Origin of the sequence: Kerstersia gyiorum, from assembly GCF_048595715.1 — a bacterium.
GTDB lineage: Bacteria > Pseudomonadota > Gammaproteobacteria > Burkholderiales > Burkholderiaceae_B > Kerstersia > Kerstersia gyiorum.
This window is the reverse complement of sequence record NZ_CP169556.1, coordinates 3,414,859-3,437,571: the sequence shown is the minus strand read 5'-3', so window position 1 is coordinate 3,437,571 and position 22,713 is coordinate 3,414,859. Positions and strand designations below refer to the sequence as shown.

The following is a 22,713-nucleotide window of genomic DNA, read 5'->3' as shown; positions in this document are numbered from 1 at the left end:
GAACAGGCACGGCGGCGGCCTCAGGCGGCATCGACCAGGCGGCCGGCTGTAATGTGCAGGGTCTGCTGGCAGCGCTGCGCCAGTGTCAGGTCGTGTGTGACCAGCACCAGCGTCGTGCCATGCTCCTGGTTGAGACGGAACAACAGGTCGCTGACGGCGCCGCCGGTGCGGGCATCCAGGTTGCCGGTCGGTTCATCGGCAAACAGGATGCGCGGTTCGTTGACGAAGGCGCGAGCTATGGCAACGCGCTGCTGTTCTCCACCGGACAACTGTGCCGGATAGTGCCCGCGGCGGTGCGACAGGCCGACGGCATCGAGTGCGGCCTGGGCGCGTTCACGCGCGCGCGCGGCACCTTCCAGTTCCAGCGGCAGCATGACGTTTTCCTCGGCACTGAGCGCCGGCAGCAGATGGAACGATTGGAAGACGAAACCGACCAGGCGGCGGCGCAATCCCGCTCGGGCCTCTTCATCCAGGGTTTCCAGCGCGTGGCCGTCCAGGCGTATGCTGCCGCTGCTGGGAACATCCAGCCCGGCCAGCAGTCCCAGCAGGGTCGTCTTGCCGGAACCGGATGCGCCGATGATGGCGGCGCTTTCTCCGGCATGGATGCGCAGCGAGATATCCTCCAGGATATCGAGTCTGCCGGTGGGGCCTGTCACCGACTTGCTAACATTCAGGCTTTCCAAAAGTACCTGTTCCTGGGATGAACCGCTCATGCGTCGTTTCCTTTGCTTGCTGTGCCTGTGGATGGCCGCGCCTTTCGCGCATGCGGCTGATCCGGTGATTCTGGTAATGGGGGATTCCCTATCTGCTGCGCATAACATTCCTGCGGAGCAGGGCTGGGTCAGCCTGCTGTCCCAACGCCTGGCCACCGAGGCGCCGGATTGGAAGGTCGTCAATGCCAGTGTCAGCGGCGCGACCAGCGCCAATGGCAAGGCGGCATTGCCCGCGTTGCTCGAAGAGCACCACCCCGAGATACTCGTGCTGGAACTGGGCGCCAATGACGGATTGCGCGGCCAACCGTTGGCCGCGCTGGAAGGTAACCTGGCCGACATGATAGAAGATGCGCGTACGGCCGGGGCCGAAGTCCTGCTCATCGGTATCGAACTGCCGGTGAATTATGGGCCGCGCTACCGCGATGGCTTGCGCCAGGTGTATGCCGGGTTGGCGCAGCGCTACCAGACCGGCCTGGTGCCGTTCCTGCTTGAAGGGGTGGCGCTGGACTCGGCGCTGATGCAAAGCGATGGCCTGCATCCGGTGGCGGCGGCCCAGCCGCAGGTGCTGGAAAACGTGTGGCCGGCGCTGCGTGAATTGCTGCCCTGATGCTTGTACCGGCTCGCAGCGGCGCCATTCCAAACCGGATGCTAGGCGGCTGCGGGGCCTGGCCCCGGCCATGAGGCCAGCCACCATGGCGCCTGTGGGCAGGCGCCATGCCGGTAATGCCGGCGGAAATGGCGGTGTGTCCATGGTTTGTTAGGGACGCTCGGAAGCAGGCAGTATAACGGGCGGCTGGCGGGCAGCCAGCGGCCTTTTCAGGTGCTGCATTCCGCCGGATTTCAACGAATTTCAGGCCTGCTGCCGCAGCCACCAGCCCAGCCAGGCACCGACCAGGCAGAAGAGGGCGAAAATCCAGCCGGATGCGGCTCCCGCCATGATGCCTGACAACAGGGTGCCTACCGTGCAGCCCAGCGCCAGCATGCCGCCCCAACCCATCAGCAGGCCGCCCAGCGCATGGCGCAGTGCCGTGCCGGGGTGCAGTCGCACCGGCCGGAAATCTCCTGCCAGAATGGCGCTGGCAAAAGACGCCAGTACCAGGGCCGCGACAAATACCCCGTTGTTGGACAGCAGGCTTTGCTTGATGACCGTGGCGCAGCCTGCGAAGCCATCCAGTCCTTCCAGCCTGGCGGGTAGCGCGCCCAGGCTGTCGGCCAGTGTGCGGGCGATGCTGCCCAGTTCGGCCGTGACGCCCAGCGGCGCAACGCGGAAGTAGGCCATGGCGCCCAGGCCGGCAATCAGCAGGCCGCCGGCATAGGCCGGCCAGCGCCAGCTGAACAACAGGGCCAGCAGGCTTACCGGTGCGGCTGTGCCGCCGGTGGCGGCGTGATGGCGGCCCTGATTGCGCAGCAGCCAGGCGGCCAGTGCGGCCAGCAGTGTCAGTTGCAGGGCCAGCGAACCGCCGTAGCCCAGGTGATGGGGCAGCCAGATGACGGGGGCGTCGCGGATGACAGCCGCATAAAGCGGGTTCCAGGTGGCGAAGCCCAGGCCGAAGCCAGCCAACGCGCCCAGCAGGGCGAACAGTGAATGGAACGCGCCTTCGCCCAGGCGGTAAAGGTGTGCGCTGATGCAGGAGCCCGAAATGGCCATGCCCAGGCCGAAGGTTGCCGCGCCCAGCGCCAGCACCCAGCTGACCGGCCCGATATGGGCGCCCGGCGGCAGCCGTCCGGGCGCAGGCACCGGCAGGAAAGCGCCGAACACGGCGTAATAGCCCAGCAGCCCCAGTGCCAGCGCCGCAATCAGGCCCAGCAACCCGCGTGCGTCACGATGGGCCAGGTAGTCGCGCGTGATGCAATAAAAACAGAAGCGCGAGCGTTGCAGCGCGAAGCCGAAAAATGCACCAGCCAGCAGCGAGAACGCCAGCCCCCGGCCGGTGCCGGGAATGCCCTGTAACTGCCAGGCCCACCAGGCCAGCCCGCCGGCAACCAGCGTGGCCGCAGCGAGTGCCGGCAGCCGGGGGCGACGCCAGGCGGCAGGTTCCTCTGCCGTCTGGGTAGCGCCGCTGGCAGGCGGGGGATGCGTGGCCGCCGGCAGCAGGGCGGCGGGCGGCTGGGACAACACGGTCATGCTCAGGTCTGGCCCCAGATGGTGCCTGCCGGGTTCTCGATAGGTGCGCCGACGCTGTTGCCGTACTCGGTCCACGAGCCATCGTAGTTGCGCACGTCATAGCCCAGCAGCTTGCTCAGCGCAAACCAGGAATGGCTGGAGCGTTCGCCGATGCGGCAGTAGGTGATGATGGGCTTGTTGCCGTCGATGCCGACGGCGCTGTAGATCGCCTTGAGCTCCTCGACCGGCTTGAAGCTGCCGTCTTCGGCCACCAGCTTGCTCCAGGTGACATTCACGGCGCCGGGGACATGACCGGCGCGCACGGCCAGCTCGGGCACGCCGTTGGGGGCGAATATTTTGCCGCTGTACTCATCGGCGGAACGGATATCCACCAGGGCCACGTCTGCTTCCTGGCGGGCAGCGGCCAGCACATCGGCCAGGCGGGCCCGCAGGGCTGTATTGGCGGGTTTCACGCTGACGGTGCCGGCGGACGGGGTGGCGGCAGCCGTGCTCAGCGGGCGGCCTTCCGCTTCCCACTTCTTGCGGCCGCCATCAAGCAACTTGACGTTGTCGATGCCGTAGATGTCGAAGACCCACGCACCCCAGGCGGCGAACCAGTTGTTGTTGTCGCCATAGAGGATGGTGGTGGTGTCCGGGTTGATGCCGGCCTGGCGCAGCAGTGTCTGGAATTTCTCGGGGGAAGCGATATCGCGTTGCACCGTGTCGACCAGGTCAGTGTGCCAGTTGAAGTTGACGGCGCCAGGCACGTGGCCGCGTTCGTAGAGGCCGGGGTTTACGCTGACTTCCACCACGCGTACTGCGGGGTCGTTCAGGTTCTGTTCCAGCCAATCGGTGGAGACCAGATAGGGGTTGCTGGCCAGCGCAGGGGCAGAGGAAAGGGCCAGCGCAGCCAGGGCGCTGGTCCACAAGGTACGAAGTGACATGGACATCTCCGGTTGCAGTGCTAGGAAGCCAGACAGTAACTTTCTGCTTCGCGAGCCGGAAATATCTATTGGTGATGAGCAGATAACCTATTCAGGAATTAGTCAGCTTTTGGCTGCCAGCCGGCGCAGCCTGGGCAGCAGCGCCGGCCGGTGCGCGTTCAGCGTGGCGCAGAGACGGCGCGGCGTCGCATCCAGGCCAGGGCGGCCAGCAGGCCCAGCCCCAGCGCGCCGCCGCCGCTTTTGTCATCGGAACCGGGCGACGGTTCCGGGGTTTCCGTTTCACCGCCACCGTTGTCGTCGGGTTTGGACAACGCCAGGTCGATCACGACCGGGTCGTGGTCGGAGGAACTGTAGGGATCGGCGGCATAGAACGATGCCTGCTGCTGCGTGCTTTTGTATTGCAGCGAATACTGCAGTGCCGGCGGCTCATCGGCATTGATGTGCCAGGCCTGGGCTTTCAGCGCCTTGGCCGCCAGGGTCTTGTCGGCCAGCGCATGATCCAGGTAGCCCGACATGCCATTGAAGACGTAGCTGTACTCGGCGCCGTCGCCGTCACGTGCCAGCAGGTCGGCATAGCCGGCGTTGGCCAGCGCCACGATGGGGTCTTCCTTGGCGTAGCTGTTCAGGTCGCCGATGATCAGCTGGCCCGCAGTGTTGATGCCCGTGGGCTGGGTCGCGAGCCAGTCGCTCAGTGCCTTGGCGGCCTTGAGGCGTGTCGGGTTCCAGCAGCTCTGGCCATCGTTCTGGTCGGCATCGCCGTCCGTGGCATTGTTGCAGCCCTTGGATTTGAAGTGGTTCACTGCAACCGTAACCGGCAGCCCGCCGCGCACCGATTCAAAGGTTTGGGCCAGCGGCATGCGGTTCTTGTCGTCGATTTCCAGCGTGGCAACCTTGCCCGTCTCGCGAACCGTGTCATTGCGGTACATCATCGCGACCGTGATTTCGTCGGTGCCGAGGCGTTCGCTGCCGGGCTGGATGTAGCTCCAGTTGCTGCCCATGCGGCGCGTCAGCTGGCTGATGGCGCTGGTATCGTCATAGCCGTCGTTCTCGATTTCCATCAGGCCGATGATGTCGGCATCAAGCTGCTTGAGCGCAGCCACGATCTTGTCTTCCTGCCGCTGCAGTTCTTCGGCGCTCTGGGCGCCACGCGACGTGGGGAAGCCGCCGCCCTTGCCGTCGCCATTGAAGTAGTTCAGAACGTTGAAGGAAGCCACGCGCACGTCGGTGTCGCCAGCGCGCGCCGGGGCTTCGGGGCGCGGATTGCCTGCGCTGCTGAAGGAGGGCGCCTCGGCGCCCGGAATCGGCTGGATGCGCCAGGCGCTGAAGCGTTTTTCCACCACGCCGCGTACCGGGGACGTCGTGGTGTAGCCGCGCCGCAGTGTATTGGCCGCCGAGAGTTCCGGGGCCGGGTAGGGGACGGAGGCCGGATTCTGGTGGTTGTAGCCGTCATCCAGAATGATGCTGTTGCGGGTATTGGCGTCCAGCAGCGCTTGCGCGCCAGTGCCGGGAGCGACGGCGTGCGTAGGGGTTTGCAGCAGGCCGTTGCCCAGCAGGATGCTGCCATAGCGGCCCAGTTCGTAGACATTATTGACAGTCAGGCCGGGCGCCAGCTCCACCAGCATGCCTTCGTATTGGGAGTGGTCGCTGCCTTCGGGCAGCGGCAGGGCCAGCGTTTCGGCCTGGACGGCCTGGCCGGTGGCGCACACGGCGATGTCGCTGGCCAGTGTCAACTGCGTCTGTTCGTACTTTTCCTCGATCCTGCCGACCAGATGCACGCGCTGGCCTGCTGCAACCGTCTTGCCCGGGGCATAGACGAACAGCCCTTCGGAAACCCCGGGGCGGCGCAGCCGTTCGGCGTCGGCCGTCTGGATGAAGAAACCGGAAAAGCCGTTGCTGTAGGTGTAGCTTGCCGTGACGATGGCTTCTACATGGACGTTTTCCAGCGTGGCGCCGTCGGCGCGGCCTTGCAGGTCAGCAATGGCGGTGGCGGGTGCGCCGCACTGGGCCGTGGCGCCGCCGCCGGTTTCCGCCAGGTCAGGGTGCGCGCCCAGGCCGTCGAAACTGTCGACCGGGAAGGCATCCCATTGCTGGTCAACGTCGAAAACGGTGTCTGCGGCGGCATCGCCCGTCTTGATGCTGGCCTTGCGGCGCAGCGTGTTGTCTTTCGTCGATGCGCCGCTGGCGCCGGTCCAGGCGTCGGCAGGACGGAATCCGACCTGGCCGATGCGGTCGACGATATTGCCCTGGTGACTCAGGATGACGGCATCGTCGCCGTTGTAGTTCAGGCCGGCGGTCAGGTTGATGCGGCTGCCGAGGGTGTCGGCCATGTACGAGTGGGCGATGACATAAGTCGCTCCCGCTGCCAGGTTGCCGGTGGGCTTGAAGGTGGATGACACCGTCTTGGAACCGTTGGCATACACATGAACTTCATACTGGCTCAGGTCCACCACGCTGTTGCCTGAGTTGTGCAGTTCCAGCGCCTTGTTGTTGGACGAGCCTTCGACATATTCGCTGAATATCACGTCAGCGGCAGCGGGCGCGGCCATAAAGGCGGTCAGCAGGGCGGCATAGCAAGGGGCAAGGCGTCTGTGGCTCGTCATGATGGAGGGTTCCATGGCATCCTGGGAACCCGCAAAGTAAACGCCATCGGTGACAAGGACATTAAATCGCCGCAGCCCGTGGCGGCCGCATGGCGTTAACATGCTGGCACGTACCCTGGGTAGCGGGCGCCGCGCCTGGAAGCCCGCCGTGTGGCGGCCACCTGGGCCTTATCTGGAATGTTTTGATTATGCTGACCTTTTTGCTTTACCTTGTGCTCGGGGTGTTCTCCGGCGTGCTGGCCGGCCTGTTCGGCATCGGCGGCGGCCTGATTATCGTCCCGGTGCTTGTCTATAGCTTTACCGCCCAGGGGCTGGACCCGAACGTCCTGACTCACATGGCAGTCGGTACATCGCTGGCTACCATCGTATTTACCTCCATCAATTCCATCGCCGGGCACCAGAAGCGCGGCGCGATCAACTGGTACCTGGTGCGCTGGATGACAGTAGGCCTGCTGGTAGGCGCTATCCTGGGTGGCCGGGTGGCGTCGCTGCTGCCAGGAACCGACCTGCAAGTAATCATCGGGGTCTTTGCCATCTGCATGGCCATTCAGCTGTATTTCGGCCTGGGCACCAAGAACGCGGCGGGCGAGCCTTTCCGTCAGCCCAGCAAATTGTGGCTGGGCATCAGCGGTGCGGTGGTGGGGTGCGCGTCCTCGATTTTTGGCATTGGCGGCGGGTCGCTGACCGTGCCCCTGTTGTCCTGGCGTCGCCTGCCTATGCAGCAGGCGGTGGGAACATCGGCAGCCTGCGGCCTGCCCATTGCCATTTTTGGCGCCTTGTCGTTCATCTACTTCGGCTGGAGCGAGCCCAACCGGCCGCCGCACAGCTTCGGCTATATCTATCTGCCGGCCTTGGTCGGCATTGCCGTGACCAGCATGTTCTCAGCCGGTCTGGGCGTGAAGCTGGCGCACAAGCTTTCCCCGGTCATGCTGAAAAAGCTGTTCGCCGTCTTGCTGCTGTGCGTGGGCCTGAACTTCATTCTTTAAGGCGCCTGGTTGTCGCGCAGCCAGAGATCGTTCCGGAGGTATTCATTCATGCCGCATCATCCGTCACATGACACGTCGGCCCGCATGGGCGAGCCGGCGCACCGGCCCGATGGCCTGAGGCTGAGGCCGCGCCGGTCCGTGCTCTATATTTCCGGCGCCAACGAACGCGCACTGGAAAAGGCGCGTGGCCTCGATGCAGATACGCTGATATTCGACCTGGAAGACGCCGTCGCGCCTGAAACCAAGGCGCTGGCGCGCCAACGCATCGGCACGGCCTTGGCTCAGCCGCAGGGTTATGGCCATCGCGAGCGTATCGTGCGCATCAATGGCCTGGCGACGGCATGGGGCGTGGCGGATATCGAATGGCTGGCCAGCCAGGATATCGACGGTGTGCTGTTGCCCAAGGTGGAAAGCGCGGCCGCCGTGCGCGAGGCCCGCCAGGCCCTGCATGCAGCGGGTTGCCGGCAAGACCTGCCACTGTGGGCCATGGTGGAAACGCCGCTGGGCGTGTTGCGTGCCGATGCCATCGCGGAGCAGGGCGTGGCCGCGCTGGTGGCCGGAACGTCGGACCTGGCCAAGGCGCTGGATGCGCGTCCGGCGGCAGACCGCCTGCCCTTGCTGTTTGCGCTGTCGCAGATCGTGCTGGCGGCTCGAGTCTGGGGCTGTGTCGCCCTGGATGGCGTGCATGGTGACCTGGAAGACGACGCCGGGTTGGCCCAGGTCTGCCGGCAGGGCCGGGATCTTGGCTTTGATGGCAAAACCTTGATCCACCCCCGCCAGCTGGCGGCGGCCAACGAGGCCTTCAGCCCTTCGGACGAAGACGTGGCGCAGGCGCGCAGACGCGTGGCCGCCTGGGCTGAGGCCCAGGCACAAGGCCTGGGCGTAGTCGTCGTCGATGGCGTGCTGGTGGAACAACTGCATGTGGACGCCGCTGAAACGCTGCTGGCGCGCGCTGACAAGATTGCCGGGCGAGGCCCCGGCTGAACGGCATGGCGCCATCATCTGGCGCAGGCCATGAAAAAACCCCGTTCACGACCGGTGGGGCGTGAACGGGGTTTTTACTGGCTGCCCATCCTCGGCCGGCGGGCCGGATCAGGGCAGGGTAGCGGTGTATTGCCTTAGTTGACGGACACGCGCTCGACGCGGATCGTGGCCGGGTGGCTGCGCAGCAGTTCCAGCACGTCGTCGCCCACGGGGCCGTCGACGTCGGTCACGACATAGCCCAGCTGGCCCTTGGTTTGCAGCGTCTGGCTGACGATGTTCAGGCCCTTTTCCGCCAGCGTGTTGTTGAGCGCGCTGACGGCGCCCGGCGCATTGCGGTGAATGTGCAGGACGCGGGTTTCGCCGTTGGCTTCCAGGTAAGGCAGTTCGGGGAAGTTGACGGCGCCCTTGGTGGTGCCGCTGAGCCAGTAGCGCACCAGCTTTTCCGCTACTTCACGGCCGATGTTTTCCTGGGATTCCTGGGTGCTGCCGCCGATGTGCGGCGTCAGGATCACGTTGGGCAGGCCGACCAGCGGGCTTTGCAGCGGTTCGTTCGGACCCTTGGGCTCCGTCGGGAACACGTCCAGCGCCGCACCAGCGATGTGGCCGCTGACGATGGCGTCGCGCAGGGCCTGGATATCCACCACCGTGCCGCGTGAGGCGTTGATGATGATCGCGCCCTTCTTCGTGCGCGCCAGGCGCTCGGCATTGATGATGTTGGCCGTACCCGAACCGCCGGGAACGTGCAGCGTCACGACGTCCGATTCTTCCAGCAGCTGATCCAGTGACAGCGCGGCGCGGGCATTGCCCAGCGGCAGCTTGGCTTCGATGTCATGGTAGATGACGCGCATGCCCAGGCCTTCGGCCAGCGTGCTGACTTGAGAGCCGATGTTGCCGTAGCCGACGATACCCAGCGTCTTGCCCCGGGCCTCGAAGGCACCGGTTGCCGTCTTGTCCCAGTGGCCGCCATGCACGCGATCATTCTTTTCGGGAATGCGGCGCAGCAGCAGGATGGCCTCGGCCAGCACCAGTTCGGCGACCGAGCGGGTGTTGGAGAAGGGGGCGTTGAACACCGGGATGCCACGTTGGGCCGCTACATCCAGGGCGACCTGGTTGGTGCCGATGCAGAAGCAGCCGATCACGCGGATGTTGGGGAACTCGTTGAGCAGGCCTGCATCGAGGTTGGTGCGGGAGCGGATGCCGACGATGTCGGCAGTCTTCAGGGCCGCACGCAGCTCATCGGGCGGGAGCGCGATGGCATGCGAGACGATGTTGGTCAGGCCGGCCTGCTTGAACACTTCGCGGGCGCTGGGATGGATGTTTTCGAAGAGAACGATATTTGCCATGACAGACAAGAGCCTAATTGAGGAAGTGGCGGCGCGTCGGCTGGGCGCGTCGGGAAGCGATCCATTGTAATCGCTTTGCCGGCCGCATAAGGGATTCCCCTGTCGCGGGGCAAGGCCCGCGGACGTTTACTTCACGCCAGATTCCCTGCTGCACCAAGGATGTGCGGCTGCCGGCCACAGGCGGCGGCTGTTGTTTTCCTGTCGGCTCAGCGCCTGGCGACGATGCGGTCGGACGGGAAAACCAGGGAAAAAGTGCTGCCTTGGCCAGGTTTGCTTTCAATCTGGAGTTCGGCGTCGTGGCGCATGGCGATGTGCTTGGTGATGGCCAGCCCCAGTCCGGTGCCGCCGACCGCGCGCGAGCGGCCGCGGTCCACCCGGTAGAAGCGCTCGGTCAGGCGCGGGATGTGCACGGCGGCGATGCCGATGCCGGAATCGCGTACGCTGTAGCGCGCGCCGCCATCGGGCAACTGGCGCCAGGCGACATCTATGGTGCCACCGTCCGGTGTATAGCGCACGGCGTTGGTCAGCAGGTTGGTGAAGGCAGAACTCAGTTCGGTTTCCGATCCCAAAAGCGCCAGGCTGTCGTCTATCTGCCAGGAGAAGGTATGGCGGCCCGCCGATAGCCCTTCGGCCTGCAGCCTGGCGGCCTGCACCAGTTCGCTGACGGAGATCTCCTGCGGGTCTGCCGAGGGCGATGATTCCAGCGCGGACAGCGTCAGCAGATCGGCGACGATGGTTTGCATGCGCTGCGCCTGTTCGTGCATCAGGGACAGGTAGTAGTCGTGCTGCTCCGGCGGAATTGCTTCGGCCGGCAGCTCGCGCAGCGTTTCCAGGAAGCCGCTCAGCACGGTGAGCGGGGTGCGCAGTTCGTGCGAGACGTTGGCGACGAAGTCGCGCCGCGTGGTCTCGAGCTTTTCTATCTGGGTGACGTCGCGGGTGATCAGCAGGCGCTGGTCGCTCGCATAGGCCGTCAGTTGCATCATCATCAGCCGTTCCTGGCCTTCCCGCACCAGGCGCACCAGAATGGGCTCAGGCCATTCTTCCTGCTGGGCATAGGCGACGAATTCGGGTTCGCGCAGCAGGTTCAGCAGATATTGCCCGCGGTCGGCGGGCAGGCGCAGCCCCAGGTGGCGGCGCGCCATGCGGTTGCACCACTCGATGTGCAGGGTTTCGTTGAGCGTGACGGCGCCATCGGGCAATGCTTGGGCGGCGGCGATCATGCCTTGCAGCATGCGCTGGTTTTCTTCGAATTCACGGATGCGGCGGCGCTGGTAGCGGTATAGCATGGCCGCGCTGTCGTCGAGCACGCCCAGCGCATAGGGCGGCGCGCTTTCCGGGGTCTTGAGCCACTGTGAAAAGCGCTGAATCTGGCGCGCCTGGCGGAAGGTCTGCAAGCCGGCGCCGCAGGCGAACACCAGCATGCCGCTGCTGCCGCCCAGGCGCCAATGCACCAGTGCGGCAACGACAGCCCAGGCGAGCAGGGTGGCGAGCGTGCGTATCCAGATCATAGTGGCATCCATTGTCGCATTGCCGCAGCGCTGCGGGGCGCGTCAGCCCGCCGCCTGTGGCAGGCCGGGCCGGCGCTCGCCAAGGGGGGGCGGGCTCAGTTGCTGGTGATCTGGTTGGTGAAGCGGTAGCCGCTGCCGCGTACTGTTTCCACGTGCGCGTCATGGCTGGTGGGTTCAAGCGCCTTGCGCAGGCGGCGGATATGAACGTCCACCGTGCGCTCTTCGACGAACACGTGGTCGCCCCATACCTGGTCCAGCAGTTGGGCGCGTGAAAAGACGCGCTCCGGATGGGTCATGAAGAAGTGCAGCAGGCGGAATTCCGTCGGCCCGATATGCAGCGCCTTACCGTTGCCGGTCAGGCGGTGGGTGACGGGGTCCAGGCGCAGGCCGGACACGTCGATGACGTCATCGGTCAGCTGCGGTGCGCGGCGGCGCAGGACTGCCTTGATGCGCGCCATCAGTTCCTTGGGCGAGAAGGGCTTGGTGATGTAGTCGTCGGCACCGGCTTCCAGGCCGTCCACCTTGTCCTGCTCTGAGCCCTTGGCCGTCAGCATGATGATGGGCACGCTGCGGGTACGCTCGTCGGCACGCAGGCTGCGCGCCATGTTCAGCCCGGATGCGCCGGGCAGCATCCAGTCGAGCAGGATCAGGTCTGGCAGTTCGGCGCGGATCAGGGTGTGCGCCTGTTCCACATTGAAAGCGCGCAGGACCTTGTGTCCGGCGAAGGACAGATTGACGGCGATAAGCTCCTGGATGGCGGGTTCGTCTTCAACCACGAGAATAGTGCTGGACATGGCGATCAGGCAGTAGGGAAAAGGCGCCGTATGGCGCGGACGTTGCCATAATATGGCGGCAATGTTTCAGGTCTGTGACTGTCTTGTGCTTTCCTTGAGGGGCATGGCGAGAAAATCGTGTCCTGAGGTGTCAATTTGCGCCACGCTGATACTTCCGGCTGCCATGGAATCGGCTACGATATCGGGATGAGCGAAAAACAGATTTCCCCCGCACAAACGGACGCTGGCACGGCCCCGGGCGCAGCGGACCAGACCACCCACTTCGGCTTCCAGACCGTCGCCGAGCATGACAAGGCGCGGCGTGTGGCCGGCGTGTTCCATTCGGTGGCCAAGCGCTACGACATCATGAACGACATGATGTCCGTCGGCCTGCACCGTGTCTGGAAAACCTTTACCGTCGGTCGCGCTGCCATCCGTCCTGGCATGAAGGTGCTGGATATCGCGGGCGGTACTGGTGATTTGGCCCGGGCCTTCGCGCGTCGGGCGGGCCCGCAGGGCGAAGTCTGGCTGACGGACATCAATGATTCCATGCTGTCGGTCGGCCGCGACCGCATGATGGATAGCGGTCTGGTACTGCCGGTGGCGGTGTGCGACGCTGAAAAGCTGCCGTTCCCCGATGCCTATTTCGACCGCGTGAGCGTGGCCTTCGGCCTGCGCAACATGACGCACAAGGATGCGGCCCTGGCGGAAATGCACCGGGTGCTCAAACCAGGCGGCAAGCTGCTGGTGCTGGAGTTCTCGCGCGTGGCCAAACCGCTGGAACCGGCTTACGACTGGTATTCCTTCAACGTGCTGCCGCGCCTGGGCAAGGTGATTGCCAAGGACGAGGAAAGCTACCGCTATCTGGCTGAATCCATCCGCATGCACCCTGACCAGGAAACCCTGGCCCAGATGATGCGCGATGTCGGCCTGTCGCGGGTGCGCTACTTCAATCTGACCGCCGGCATCGCGGCGCTGCACGAAGGCGTGCGTCTGGACGGCTGAGTCCTGCTACCGCCTGCGCGCAGGCCTGTAACACGGTAAAACCACTTTCTGCACCCTGCCCGCAGGGGCAGCGCCAGCTTCGTTTACGCTGGAACTGCCCGCTGCTGCTGCGGCAGCGCCTGGTTGCCGGCCCCTGTTCATTGGCGCCGCCGATATGCGGGTTGGCCAGAATCAACACAGGTCTGGCAAAAAAATTAAGCTTCTAGTAAGCTTTGTCCATGTCCCCCAAAAAACGGGGGGCGGAACCGTTGCCGGCAGGCGTCGCTATGCATTACGCCTGGGTTCATCTGCTGCCGGCGCACGCCGGGTTCCGCCAGGTCGCTCGTAGGCAGCGTCTCCTTTTCTGGGGCGTGGTGGCCGGACGCAGCGTGGGGGTGTTTCAGGGGCGGCCGCATTGCGTGCGGCGCTCCAATACGGGGAAAATTGTCCATGTCTCGACGTTTTACGAAATTCTGTGCTGCCGCTGTGATCGCCCTGACCGGCGTTGCCATGGTGGGCGCTTCCTTTGACGCCGATGCGCGCCGCATGGGTGGTGGCGGCAGTTTCGGCCGCCAATCCAGCAATGTGATGAAGCAGCGCCAGGCCGTTACGCCGCCGGCAGCCAATACCGGCGCCAACAGCGCCCGTTCGGCCGCCGCACCGGCTGCCGCTGGCGCTGCAGCAGGTGCCGCCGCCACGCGCAGCGGCATGTCGCGCTTCCTGGGCCCCATCGCTGGTATCGCGGCCGGCCTGGGCCTGGCAGCCTTGCTGTCCAGCATGGGCCTGTCCGGCGCCTTGCTTGAATTCCTCTCCAGCGCCCTGCTGATCGGTCTGGTCGTGTTCGCCATCATGTTCATCGTGCGCCGCCTGCGTGGCGCCGGTGCGCGTCCTGCGATGCAAGGCGCGAGCGCCGGCGCGGGTGCCGGTACCGGTGGCCGTGGCGCCCAGCCAGCTGCGCCGATGTGGCGTGAATCCGCACAGCCCGCCGTTGCACCGGCAGCGGCTCCGGTGGCTGCCGCAGCGCCTGCTGCCGCTGCTGCTCCCGTGGACCCCAGCTGGTTCATTCCGGCGGATTTCGACACTCACGCCTTCCTGCAAAATGCCAAATCGCAGTTTGTCGCCATCCAGAAACTGTGGGACAGCGGTGACGTCGAGTCGCTGCGCGAATACCTCACGGACGATCTGCTGGCCGAACTGCGTTCGCAGATCACCGCCAATGCTGGCGGCGAAACCTCGGTGGTGCTGCTGAACGCGGAACTGCTGGGGGTCGAGCAGGTGTCCGGCGGCCACCTGGCCAGCGTGCGTTTCTCCGGCATGCTGCGCGAGGAAGCGGGCGCCGAAGCATTCCGTTTCGAAGAGGTCTGGAACCTGTTCAAGAGCGCGGACGGCGGCTGGATGCTGGCAGGTATCCAGCAGATGAACGTCGATCAGCAATCCTGATGCCGGCCTGACGCCTGCCTGCTGCTGCCTTTTCCTGCTGGCAGTGGCGCGGCGGCAGGGCGGGTCATGAAAGCCCTGGCCGGGTGATGCCTGCCAGGGCTTTTTGCCGCCTGCGCTGGGCAGGAGTGAAAGCGGGCCGGCCGCCGGTGCAGGCATGTGCAGTCAGGCCAAAGCCGTTAAACTGCTCGCTGTACCGGGATTCCCCATCAACTCCTTTCAGATTCATTCGGGCGGCAAGCCCAGGATTGTCTTCATGTTGCCAGCATTTTTGCCTCATCCTGTCGATCTGGCCGTTCGGGCGTTCAATGCCTTGACGGAGCAGGAGCCCTGGGCCCGGGAAAAACTGGCGCGTCATGCAGGCAAGCGCATTACGCTGGTTGCCGGCGGCATGCGTGCGGTATTCCTGGTGGCGCCGGACGCATGCCTGGAGTTTCTCGAAGGCGAAGATGGCGTTGCATCCGACGTCATCCTGACACTGCCGCTCGAGCGCCTGGCCTTGCCCCGCCCGGGTGTTGTCAACCCGCCGCTGGCGGAGATCATGCATATCTCGGGCGAAGCCGGTCTGGCTCAGACGCTGGCCGAACTGGCCCGGGGCCTGCGTTGGGACGCCGAGGACACCCTGGCGCGCTGGATCGGCGATGTGCCGGCCGTCCGCCTGGTTGCCGGGGCGCGCCAGCTGCATCGCGGCATGAGGGAGTTCATGTTGCGCCTGGCGGGCAATACCGCCGAATATCTTTCCGAAGAAACAGAAACCGTGCTGGGTGCTTCGCAGTGGAGGCAATGGCAGCTGGACCGCCTGCAGGCAGAGCAACAGCTCGATAGCCTGGGGGTGCGCGCCGATGCCGCATTGCGCCGCCTGGAGCGCCTGGAAGCCGCTGCCAAGCGGGGAGGCCGTCCGTGAATTCGATGTTCCGCCTCTGGCGTATCCTGTTTGTCTGCCTGCGTTACCGGCTGGATGAAATCGTATTGTCCGGCCTGCAGTTCCGCTGGGCGCGGATAGCCCTGCGCTGCGTGCGTTTCGGGCGACCGCCGCGTCAGCCCCGGGCGGTGCGCCTGCGCCTGGCGCTGGAGTCCCTGGGCCCGATTTTCGTCAAGTTCGGGCAGGTGTTGTCGACTCGCCGGGATTTGATTTCTCCGGATTTCGCCGAGGAACTGGCGCGCCTGCAGGACAACGTGCCGCCATTTCCTTCCGAGCAGGCCGTGGCTTCCATCGAAAAGGCGCTGGGCGCGCCGCCGTCGCAGCTGTTCGCGCAGTTCGAGATGACACCGGTGGCGTCGGCTTCGGTGGCGCAGGTGCACTTCGCCGTCCTGCACAATGGACGGGAAGTCGCGGTGAAGGTGTTGCGGCCAGGCATGCGCAAGGTCATAGACCAGGATCTGGGCCTGATGCGGCGCCTGGCGACGCTGCTCGAGCGCATGTCGGCCGATGCGCGCCGGCTCAAGGCGCGCGAAGTCGTGGGGGAATTCGACAAATACCTGCACGACGAGCTCGATCTGTTGCGCGAAGCCTCGAATTGCAGCCAGCTGCGCCGCAACTTCTCCGTCGATAGCGTGCGTGCCAGCCAGTTGATCGTGCCTGAGGTTTTCTGGGACTACACCTCGTCGACCGTGTTCACGATGGAGCGCATGCGCGGCATTCAGGTCAGCAAGGTCGAGGCCCTGAAGGCGGCAGGCGTGGATTTGCCTACGCTGGCCCGCACCGGCGTGGAGATTTTCTTCGCACAGGTGTTCGACGACGGCTTTTTTCATGCCGACATGCACCCGGGCAATATCTATGTTTCCGATCAGCCGGAAACCCTGGGGCGCTATATTGCGCTGGATTTCGGTATCGTCGGTTCGTTGTCCGATTTCGACAAGAACTATCTGGCGCTGAACTTCCTGGCGTTCTTCCAGCGGGATTACCGCCAGGTCGCCAAGCTGCATATCGAATCGGGCTGGGTACCGGCCGACACGCGTGAAGAAGAGCTGGAAGGCGCGGTCCGGGCGGTTTGTGAACCGCACTTCGACCGTCCGCTTGCTGAAATCTCGCTGGGGCAGGTGCTGCTGCGCCTGTTCCAGACTTCGCGGCGCTTCAACATGGAAGTGCAGCCGCAATTGGTGCTATTGCAGAAGACCTTGCTGAACGTCGAGGGCATGGGGCGCGAACTGGACCCCAACCTGGACCTCTGGAAGACGGCCAAGCCCTACCTGGAGCGCTGGATGCACCGGCGCATGGGGTGGCGCGGGCTGCGCGAGAAACTGCACCAGGAAGCCGGGCGCTGGGCACAGACGTTGCCGGAGTTGCCGCGCCTGCTGCACGAGAACCTGGCGCGCCAGAACCTGATGCCCGAACTGCTCGACGAAACCCAACGCCTGCGCAAGGCCAAGGAAACCGGCAACCGCCTGCTGGCGGTACTGACCGGCGTGCTGGCCGCGGCGCTGGCAGTCGGGCTGTGGGCGTTGACCCGCTAGGCACGACGGCACCGACACGATACGCATAGGGCTGCGGGCGCGTCTGCCCCGGCCGAACTGGACGCAAAGCATGACCATCCGTTTCGAAGCGAAAATCCTGACCCGCGAAGCCTGCATCCAGGCGGCCGGCCGTGGCGAGCTGCCCCGGCCGCTGGTCTTCACCAACGGCGTGTTCGATATCCTGCACCGTGGGCATGTCAGCTATCTGGACGAAGCCGCGCAGCTGGGCGCTACCCTGCTGGTCGCGGTGAACAGCGATGCGTCCGTGCGCATGTTGGGCAAGGGCGAGGAACGGCCGCTCAACAATCAGGACGACCGCATGGCCATGCTGGCCGCGCTGGCCAGTGTGGACCTGGTGACCTGCTTCGAGGAAAGCACGCCGCTGGCGCTGATCCAGGCTTTGCGCCCGGATATCATCGTCAAGGGGGGGGACTATGACATGGAAGTGCTGCCGGAGACGGCTGCGGTGCGCAGCTGGGGCGGCAAGGCCGTGGCGATTCCCTTTGCCCATGACCGTTCCACCACAAGGCTGGTGCAGAAAATCATGGCGGCGGCCAACAAGGGCTAGGTACGCTGTTCCCGGTCGGGACGCTTGCCATACGCCCGGCAGCCGGAAGGCAGAAAGACAAAACGCCAGCCTGGCAACAGGTTGGCGTTTTCTGGTAGGGGCTGGGGCTTGCCGTGGCGCGGCAAGCCTGGCCTCAAGGCATGGTGGTGTTCAGAACTTGAACTTGGACACCGTTGCGCCACGCAAGGGCTTGATGATGGTTTCGAACAGCGGTTCGGTTTCGAAGGTCGCTGCCGTGGTGCGCGTGATGCGACAGGCTGTCATGACCGGATGCTGGCCGACGACAGCCACCAGGCGGCCGCCGATGCGCAGTTGATACTTCAACGCGTCGGGCACGACGGGCACGGAGCCCGTCAGCAGGATGGCGTCATATTCCGTGGAACCCCAGCCGGAACGGCCGTCGCCGGTTTCAACCTTGACGTTGCCGACCTGGTTCTGTTGCAGGTTCTGCTGTGCGAAGGCAGCCAGGCGCGGGTCGATTTCCACTGACAGGACTTGTTGGCCGAGACGGCCCAGCAGCGCGGCCTGGAAGCCGGAGCCGGTGCCGATCTCGAGAATACAGTCCGTGGGCTTGAGATCCAGCGCCAGCGCCAGGCGGGCTTCGATCTTGGGGGCCAGCATGACCTGGTTGCTGTCGATGCCGTCGATGACCAGCGGGATTTCCAGGTCGGAGAAGGCCAGCGCACGCTGGGCGGCAGGTACGAACTGTTCACGGCGCAGCGCGTAGAGTGCGTCCGACAGGGTTTCGTTCAGCGCTACCCAGGGACGGATCTGCTGTTCGATCATGTTGAAGCGAGCTTGCTCGAGGGCAGGCAGGTTTGCAGCGTTCATGGCGTGATTGCGTCCAATGCAGGCGGCACGGGGTCAGCCGCGCCAGTGCGGGGAATGTGAGATACCTCCCGATTGTACCGGTTGGGATGGTGCAATGGGGAGGGCTCGTGCCTGGCCGCCGGTGTTACCACCAGGCGTGGAAGTGATGCACCGGCCCCTGGCCGTTGCCGATGCGAAGGCGGTCGGCCTGTTCCAGTGCCGTCATCAGATAGGCCTTGGCCCGGCGCGCCGCTTCGGGCACGTCGCTGGATTGCGGCAGCAATGCGGCCAGCGCGGCCGAGAGCGTGCAGCCGGTGCCGTGCGTATTGCGGGTGGCAATGCGCCGGCCGGGCAGCTCCAGCATGACGTCGCCGTCGTGCAACAGGTCCACGGTATCGTCGCCCGGCAGGTGGCCGCCCTTGAGCAGCACCCAGCGGTGGCTGCTGGTGTCCATCAGGTTGCGCAATTTTTCCGCCACGCGGCGCATGTCGCGGACATTCTCGACCGCGCTCTGTTCCAGCAGCACCCCGGCTTCCGGCAGATTGGGGGTAATGATGGTGGCCAGCGGCAGCAGGGCCTCGCGCAATGCACCTACCGCCTCGGTTTCCAGCAGCATGTCGCCACTCTTGGCAACCATGACCGGGTCCAGCACCAGGTGCGGTACTGGCCGCGCCGCCAGTTTTTCGGCGACGGTTTCCGTCACGCGGCGCTGGCCCAGCATGCCGATCTTGGCGGCGTCGATGCGCACATCGTCGAACAAGGTGTCGAGCTGTTGCCCGACGAAGGCGGGGTCCACCGGCAGAATGCCGGTCACGCCTTGCGTATTCTGCGCCGTCAGCGCGGCAATGACACCGCAGCCATAGGCGCCCAGCGCGCTCATGGCCTTGATATCGGCCAGGACGCCGGCACCGCCGGACGGATCGACGCCGGCGATGGTGAGCGCATGCGGTGCGGAGCCGGGCTGACGGGCGGGCGGGGCAGTGCGTACCATGGCTTTCAGCCTCCCTTGCGCGGCGTCAGCAGGCCTTCCGTGGGCGAGCTCGGGTCGGCGCTGTAGAACTTGCGCGGCATGCGGCCGGCCAGATAGGCGTTGCGACCAGCCTCGACGGCCAGCTGCATGGCGCGGGCCATGCGTATGGGTTCGCGTGCGCCGGCGATGGCGGTATTCATCAGGACGGCATCGCAGCCCAGTTCCATGGCCACTGTCGCATCCGAGGCCGTACCCACGCCTGCATCGACGATGACGGGAACGCGCGACTGGTCGATGATGAGGCGCAGGTTCCAGGGGTTGAGGATGCCCATGCCGGAGCCGATCAGCGAGGCCAGCGGCATGATGGCGACGCAGCCGATATCTTCCAGCATGCGTGCCTGGATGGGGTCGTCAGAACAGTAGACCATCACCTTGAAGCCATCCTTGACCAGGGTTTCGGCGGCCTTCAGGGTTTCGGGCATGTTGGGGAACAGGTTCTGCGCGTCACCCAGGACTTCCAGCTTGACCAGGTCATGGCCGTCCAGCAGTTCACGCGCCAGGCGCAGCGTGCGCACGGCATCGTCGGCGGTGTAGCAGCCGGCGGTATTGGGCAGCAGCGTGAATTGCGAAGGCGGCAGGTAGTCCAGCAGGTTGGGGGCGGATGGGTCCTGGCCGATATTGATGCGGCGGATGGCCAGGGTCACGATCTGCGCGCCACTGGCGTCGATGGCCTCGCGGGTCTGTTGGAAGTCGGCGTACTTGCCGGTGCCCACCAGCAGGCGGGAGCTGAATTCGCGTTCGCCGATGCGCAGGATGTCTTGTTCTTGCTTGCTCATGGTCGTCAGAGTGTGGTGTTTTGTCGTTGAAAGGAATAGGGAGCGCCGCCGGCTGGCCAGGGCAGGCACGGCCTCAGGCCGGCGTGATCTCCACGGTGGCTTCGCCGGCTTCGGCTGAAACCCAGGCGGCACCATCCTGGATATTGATGTTGAGCGTCATGCCCCGGCGCGCCAGGGTTGCCAGGCTGGCAGTGGCGTCGGCGGGCAGCAGGTAAACGCGCAGCTTGCCTTCGGCCTTGCGCAATTTGTTGCGCACGCCGCTCCACCAGAGCGGCGCATTGCGCCCGTAGGCATAGATGATGACCTCGTCGGCGCGGCCGCAGGCCTTCAGTATCCGGCGTTCGTCGGGTGCGCCGACTTCGATCCAGGTCTGGACGGCGCCGGTCAGGTCCAGGCGCCAGAGTTCGGGCTCGTCGGCTTCGCTCAGGCCCCGCGTGAAACGCAGGTTCTCGTCGGCATCGGCGTTCAGCGCATAGGCCAGAAGCCGGACCATCAGGCGCTCGTCGGTTTCTGATGGGTGCCGGGCCAGGGTCAGCGAATGGCTGCCGTAGTAGGCGCGGTCATTGTCGGCGACGTTGACGTCGGCTTTGTAGATGGTTGCGGACAGGGCCATGTAGGAAGCTGCGTGGAAAGTGGAAGCCGGCGCCGCGCACTGGGTACGCGGCGCGGCCAAACAGGCATTGTAGGCACAGGTGACAGGCCACGCTCGCTGCAATGCAGCAAGCGTGGCCTGGCGGGTACGCGGCAAGGCCTGCATCTGCGGCTTCCCGGGCCAGGGTGTCAGACGGTCTGGTAGATTTCTGCGCCACGTGCGCGGAATTCGACCGCCTTTTCCTGCATGCCGACCGCCAGCGCCTCCTTGCCGGCTTCCAGTCCCTGGCGCTGCGCATATTCGCGCACATCCTGGGTGATCTTCATGCTGCAGAAGTGCGGCCCGCACATGGAGCAGAAGTGTGCCACCTTCATGGAGTCCTTGGGCAGGGTTTCGTCGTGGAATTCCCGTGCGGTGTCCGGGTCCAGCCCCAGGTTGAACTGATCCTCCCAGCGGAACTCGAAGCGTGCCTTGGACAGTGCGTTGTCGCGGATGGCCGCGCCAGGGTGGCCCTTGGCGAGGTCGGCGGCGTGGGCGGCGATCTTGTAGGTGATGATGCCGTCCTTCACATCCTTTTTGTTGGGCAGGCCCAGGTGTTCCTTGGGCGTGACATAGCACAGCATGGCCGTGCCATACCAGCCGATGAGCGCCGCGCCGATTCCGGAAGTGATGTGGTCGTAGCCCGGCGCGATATCTGTCGTCAGCGGCCCCAGCGTATAGAAGGGGGCTTCATGACAGTGCTCCAGCTGCAGCTCCATGTTTTCGCGGATCATCTGCATGGGCACGTGGCCAGGGCCTTCGATCATCACCTGGACATCGTGCTTCCAGGCGATCTGCGTCAGTTCGCCCAGGGTTTTTAGTTCGGCGAACTGGGCTTCGTCATTGGCATCATAGGCCGAGCCGGGCCGCAGGCCGTCGCCCAGCGAGAAGCTGACGTCATAGGCCTTCATGATGTCGCAGATGTCTTCGAAGTGTGTGTAGAGGAAGCTTTCCTTGTGGTGCGCCAGGCACCATTTGGCCATGATCGAGCCGCCGCGCGACACGATGCCGGTCATGCGGTCGGCCGTCAGCGGAATGAAGGGCAGTCGCACGCCGGCGTGGATGGTGAAGTAATCCACGCCCTGTTCGGCCTGTTCGATCAGCGTGTCGCGGAAGATTTCCCAGGTCAGGTCTTCCGCCTTGCCGTTGACCTTCTCCAGCGCCTGGTAAATGGGCACGGTGCCGATGGGTACGGGCGAATTGCGGATGATCCATTCCCGCGTTTCGTGGATATTCTTGCCCGTGGACAAGTCCATGACCGTATCCGCACCCCAGCGGATCGCCCAGGTCATTTTCTCGACCTCCTCGCTGATGCCGGAGCTGACCGCCGAGTTGCCGATATTGGCGTTGATCTTCACCAGGAAATTGCGGCCGATGAGCATCGGTTCGATTTCGGGGTGATTGATGTTGAGCGGCAGGATGGCGCGGCCCCGGGCGATTTCGTCGCGGACGAATTCCGGCGTGATGCTCGCCGGAATGCTGGCGCCAAAACTTTGGCCGGGGTGCTGGCGCAGCAGGCGGCGGACCATTTTTTCGCCTTCCGGGCCGCTGGCGCGCAAGGTTTCGATGGTTTGTTCACGCCGCAGGTTTTCGCGGATGGCCGCAAATTCCATTTCCGGCGTGACAATGCCGCGCCGCGCGTAGTGCATCTGCGTGACGTTGGCGCCAGCCAGTGCCCGCCGGGGCGGACGTTGCAGGCCGAAGCGCATGGACGCCAGCTTGGGGTCGCGCAGGCGCTCCTGGCCGTAGGCGCTGCCGGGGCCGTCGAGCTGTTCGGTGTCGCCTCGTTCGGCGATCCAGCCTGCACGCAGGGCCGGCAGGCCCTGGCGGATGTCGATCTGCACATCTGGGTCGGTATAGGGGCCGCTGGTGTCATACACCGTCAGGGGCGGATTTTCCTCTCCGCCGAAGAGCGTCGGGGTGCGCTCCTGGGTGATTTCCCGGAACGGGACGCGGATGTCGGGCCGCGAGCCGGTCTGGTAGATCTTGCGGGATTGGGGAAGCGGTGCGATGGCTGCCGCGTCGACCTGGGCCGTGGCGGCCAGGAAGTTGGCTTTTTGATTCAAGG

20 protein-coding genes are annotated in these 22,713 nt (G+C 65.0%); 8 read left to right on the top strand and 12 right to left on the bottom strand.

Annotation, left to right across the window (positions count from 1 at the left end; all coding sequences use genetic code 11):
- Window positions 1-20: 20 nt before the first annotated feature.
- Window positions 21-713 (bottom strand): ABC transporter ATP-binding protein, encoded by a 693-nt coding sequence (locus ACEW7X_RS15015; protein WP_068367358.1) that lies wholly within the window; start codon window positions 711-713, stop codon window positions 21-23.
- Here ACEW7X_RS15015 and ACEW7X_RS15010 point away from each other — a divergent pair.
- Complete coding sequence (locus tag ACEW7X_RS15010; RefSeq protein WP_134838879.1) at window positions 712-1,320, top strand: arylesterase; 609 nt, start codon at window positions 712-714, stop codon at window positions 1,318-1,320. The two genes, ACEW7X_RS15015 and ACEW7X_RS15010, sit on opposite strands and share 2 nt — an antisense overlap.
- 243 nt (window positions 1,321-1,563) lie before the next feature.
- Here the strand turns inward: ACEW7X_RS15010 and ACEW7X_RS15005 are convergent, their stop codons facing one another.
- The 3 genes from ACEW7X_RS15005 to ACEW7X_RS14995 form a co-directional block, all read right to left on the bottom strand.
- A complete protein-coding gene (locus ACEW7X_RS15005; protein ID WP_420177383.1) occupies window positions 1,564-2,838 on the bottom strand; it encodes a YeeE/YedE family protein in 1,275 nt (424 codons plus the stop codon).
- 2 nt (window positions 2,839-2,840) lie between these two features.
- Window positions 2,841-3,761 (bottom strand): sulfurtransferase, encoded by a 921-nt coding sequence (locus ACEW7X_RS15000; RefSeq protein WP_068367815.1) that lies wholly within the window; start codon window positions 3,759-3,761, stop codon window positions 2,841-2,843.
- 158 nt (window positions 3,762-3,919) lie between these two features.
- A complete protein-coding gene (locus ACEW7X_RS14995; protein WP_420177382.1) occupies window positions 3,920-6,361 on the bottom strand; it encodes an ExeM/NucH family extracellular endonuclease in 2,442 nt (813 codons plus the stop codon).
- A gap of 188 nt (window positions 6,362-6,549) precedes the next feature.
- On the opposite strand from ACEW7X_RS14995, the gene ACEW7X_RS14990 reads away from it, so the two are divergent.
- Together ACEW7X_RS14990 and ACEW7X_RS14985 are read left to right on the top strand one after the other, a co-directional pair.
- A complete protein-coding gene (locus ACEW7X_RS14990; RefSeq protein ID WP_202969506.1) occupies window positions 6,550-7,347 on the top strand; it encodes a sulfite exporter TauE/SafE family protein in 798 nt (265 codons plus the stop codon).
- A gap of 84 nt (window positions 7,348-7,431) precedes the next feature.
- Entirely contained in the window at window positions 7,432-8,331 is a 900-nt protein-coding gene (locus ACEW7X_RS14985) for an HpcH/HpaI aldolase/citrate lyase family protein (protein ID WP_420177935.1), read from the top strand.
- Between the two features lie 134 nt (window positions 8,332-8,465).
- Here ACEW7X_RS14985 and serA read toward each other — a convergent pair whose 3' ends face one another.
- The 3 genes from serA to phoB form a co-directional block, all read right to left on the bottom strand.
- Window positions 8,466-9,674, bottom strand: coding sequence for a phosphoglycerate dehydrogenase (gene serA / locus ACEW7X_RS14980; RefSeq protein WP_068367354.1), 1,209 nt, complete (start codon window positions 9,672-9,674; stop codon window positions 8,466-8,468).
- 206 nt (window positions 9,675-9,880) lie between these two features.
- Window positions 9,881-11,182, bottom strand: a complete 1,302-nt coding sequence (phoR, locus tag ACEW7X_RS14975; protein WP_130486754.1) for a phosphate regulon sensor histidine kinase PhoR — start codon at window positions 11,180-11,182, stop codon at window positions 9,881-9,883.
- 95 nt (window positions 11,183-11,277) lie between these two features.
- A complete protein-coding gene (phoB, locus tag ACEW7X_RS14970; RefSeq protein WP_068367350.1) occupies window positions 11,278-11,976 on the bottom strand; it encodes a phosphate regulon transcriptional regulator PhoB in 699 nt (232 codons plus the stop codon).
- Between the two features lie 186 nt (window positions 11,977-12,162).
- Here phoB and ubiE point away from each other — a divergent pair, with 186 nt between their 5' ends.
- From ubiE to rfaE2, 5 genes are all read left to right on the top strand, one after another.
- Entirely contained in the window at window positions 12,163-12,960 is a 798-nt protein-coding gene (gene ubiE, locus ACEW7X_RS14965; protein ID WP_068367349.1) for a bifunctional demethylmenaquinone methyltransferase/2-methoxy-6-polyprenyl-1,4-benzoquinol methylase UbiE, read from the top strand.
- Between the two features lie 429 nt (window positions 12,961-13,389).
- Window positions 13,390-14,379, top strand: a complete 990-nt coding sequence (locus ACEW7X_RS14960) for a Tim44 domain-containing protein (RefSeq protein WP_420177381.1) — start codon at window positions 13,390-13,392, stop codon at window positions 14,377-14,379.
- Window positions 14,380-14,632: 253 nt separating this feature from the next.
- Window positions 14,633-15,280: a ubiquinone biosynthesis accessory factor UbiJ gene (locus ACEW7X_RS14955; RefSeq protein WP_420177380.1), complete on the top strand. Its 648-nt coding sequence runs from the start codon at window positions 14,633-14,635 to the stop codon at window positions 15,278-15,280.
- Entirely contained in the window at window positions 15,277-16,830 is a 1,554-nt protein-coding gene (gene ubiB / locus ACEW7X_RS14950; protein ID WP_068367345.1) for a ubiquinone biosynthesis regulatory protein kinase UbiB, read from the top strand. The genes ACEW7X_RS14955 and ubiB overlap by 4 nt, the downstream gene beginning before the upstream one ends.
- A 70-nt stretch (window positions 16,831-16,900) precedes the next feature.
- Window positions 16,901-17,398: a D-glycero-beta-D-manno-heptose 1-phosphate adenylyltransferase gene (gene rfaE2, locus ACEW7X_RS14945; RefSeq protein WP_068367343.1), complete on the top strand. Its 498-nt coding sequence runs from the start codon at window positions 16,901-16,903 to the stop codon at window positions 17,396-17,398.
- Window positions 17,399-17,548: 150 nt separating this feature from the next.
- On the opposite strand, the gene ACEW7X_RS14940 is transcribed toward rfaE2, so the two are convergent.
- The 5 genes from ACEW7X_RS14940 to thiC form a co-directional block, all read right to left on the bottom strand.
- Entirely contained in the window at window positions 17,549-18,229 is a 681-nt protein-coding gene (locus ACEW7X_RS14940) for a protein-L-isoaspartate O-methyltransferase family protein (protein WP_068367340.1), read from the bottom strand.
- 124 nt (window positions 18,230-18,353) lie between these two features.
- Window positions 18,354-19,199, bottom strand: a complete 846-nt coding sequence (gene thiD, locus ACEW7X_RS14935) for a bifunctional hydroxymethylpyrimidine kinase/phosphomethylpyrimidine kinase (RefSeq protein ID WP_420177379.1) — start codon at window positions 19,197-19,199, stop codon at window positions 18,354-18,356.
- Between the two features lie 5 nt (window positions 19,200-19,204).
- Window positions 19,205-20,014, bottom strand: coding sequence for a thiazole synthase (locus ACEW7X_RS14930; protein ID WP_068367336.1), 810 nt, complete (start codon window positions 20,012-20,014; stop codon window positions 19,205-19,207).
- A gap of 73 nt (window positions 20,015-20,087) precedes the next feature.
- Window positions 20,088-20,627 (bottom strand): YaeQ family protein, encoded by a 540-nt coding sequence (locus tag ACEW7X_RS14925; RefSeq protein ID WP_134838873.1) that lies wholly within the window; start codon window positions 20,625-20,627, stop codon window positions 20,088-20,090.
- 167 nt (window positions 20,628-20,794) lie between these two features.
- The gene (gene thiC, locus ACEW7X_RS14920) at window positions 20,795-22,711 is read right to left on the bottom strand and encodes a phosphomethylpyrimidine synthase ThiC (protein ID WP_420177378.1); all 1,917 of its coding nucleotides are present in this window, start codon (window positions 22,709-22,711) and stop codon (window positions 20,795-20,797) included.
- Window positions 22,712-22,713: the final 2 nt, after the last annotated feature.

Coding starts and splice junctions, on each gene's coding strand:
- ACEW7X_RS15010 (WP_134838879.1), top strand. CDS start 712: ATGCGTCGTTTCCTTTGCTTGCTGTGCCTGTGGATGGCCGCGCCTTTC.
- ACEW7X_RS15015 (WP_068367358.1), bottom strand. CDS start 713: ATGAGCGGTTCATCCCAGGAACAGGTACTTTTGGAAAGCCTGAATGTT.
- ACEW7X_RS15005 (WP_420177383.1), bottom strand. CDS start 2,838: ATGACCGTGTTGTCCCAGCCGCCCGCCGCCCTGCTGCCGGCGGCCACG.
- ACEW7X_RS15000 (WP_068367815.1), bottom strand. CDS start 3,761: ATGTCACTTCGTACCTTGTGGACCAGCGCCCTGGCTGCGCTGGCCCTT.
- ACEW7X_RS14995 (WP_420177382.1), bottom strand. CDS start 6,361: ATGACGAGCCACAGACGCCTTGCCCCTTGCTATGCCGCCCTGCTGACC.
- ACEW7X_RS14990 (WP_202969506.1), top strand. CDS start 6,550: ATGCTGACCTTTTTGCTTTACCTTGTGCTCGGGGTGTTCTCCGGCGTG.
- ACEW7X_RS14985 (WP_420177935.1), top strand. CDS start 7,432: ATGGGCGAGCCGGCGCACCGGCCCGATGGCCTGAGGCTGAGGCCGCGC.
- serA (WP_068367354.1), bottom strand. CDS start 9,674: ATGGCAAATATCGTTCTCTTCGAAAACATCCATCCCAGCGCCCGCGAA.
- phoR (WP_130486754.1), bottom strand. CDS start 11,182: ATGATCTGGATACGCACGCTCGCCACCCTGCTCGCCTGGGCTGTCGTT.
- phoB (WP_068367350.1), bottom strand. CDS start 11,976: ATGTCCAGCACTATTCTCGTGGTTGAAGACGAACCCGCCATCCAGGAG.
- ubiE (WP_068367349.1), top strand. CDS start 12,163: ATGAGCGAAAAACAGATTTCCCCCGCACAAACGGACGCTGGCACGGCC.
- ACEW7X_RS14960 (WP_420177381.1), top strand. CDS start 13,390: ATGTCTCGACGTTTTACGAAATTCTGTGCTGCCGCTGTGATCGCCCTG.
- ACEW7X_RS14955 (WP_420177380.1), top strand. CDS start 14,633: ATGTTGCCAGCATTTTTGCCTCATCCTGTCGATCTGGCCGTTCGGGCG.
- rfaE2 (WP_068367343.1), top strand. CDS start 16,901: ATGACCATCCGTTTCGAAGCGAAAATCCTGACCCGCGAAGCCTGCATC.
- ACEW7X_RS14940 (WP_068367340.1), bottom strand. CDS start 18,229: ATGAACGCTGCAAACCTGCCTGCCCTCGAGCAAGCTCGCTTCAACATG.
- thiD (WP_420177379.1), bottom strand. CDS start 19,199: ATGGTACGCACTGCCCCGCCCGCCCGTCAGCCCGGCTCCGCACCGCAT.
- ACEW7X_RS14930 (WP_068367336.1), bottom strand. CDS start 20,014: ATGAGCAAGCAAGAACAAGACATCCTGCGCATCGGCGAACGCGAATTC.
- ACEW7X_RS14925 (WP_134838873.1), bottom strand. CDS start 20,627: ATGGCCCTGTCCGCAACCATCTACAAAGCCGACGTCAACGTCGCCGAC.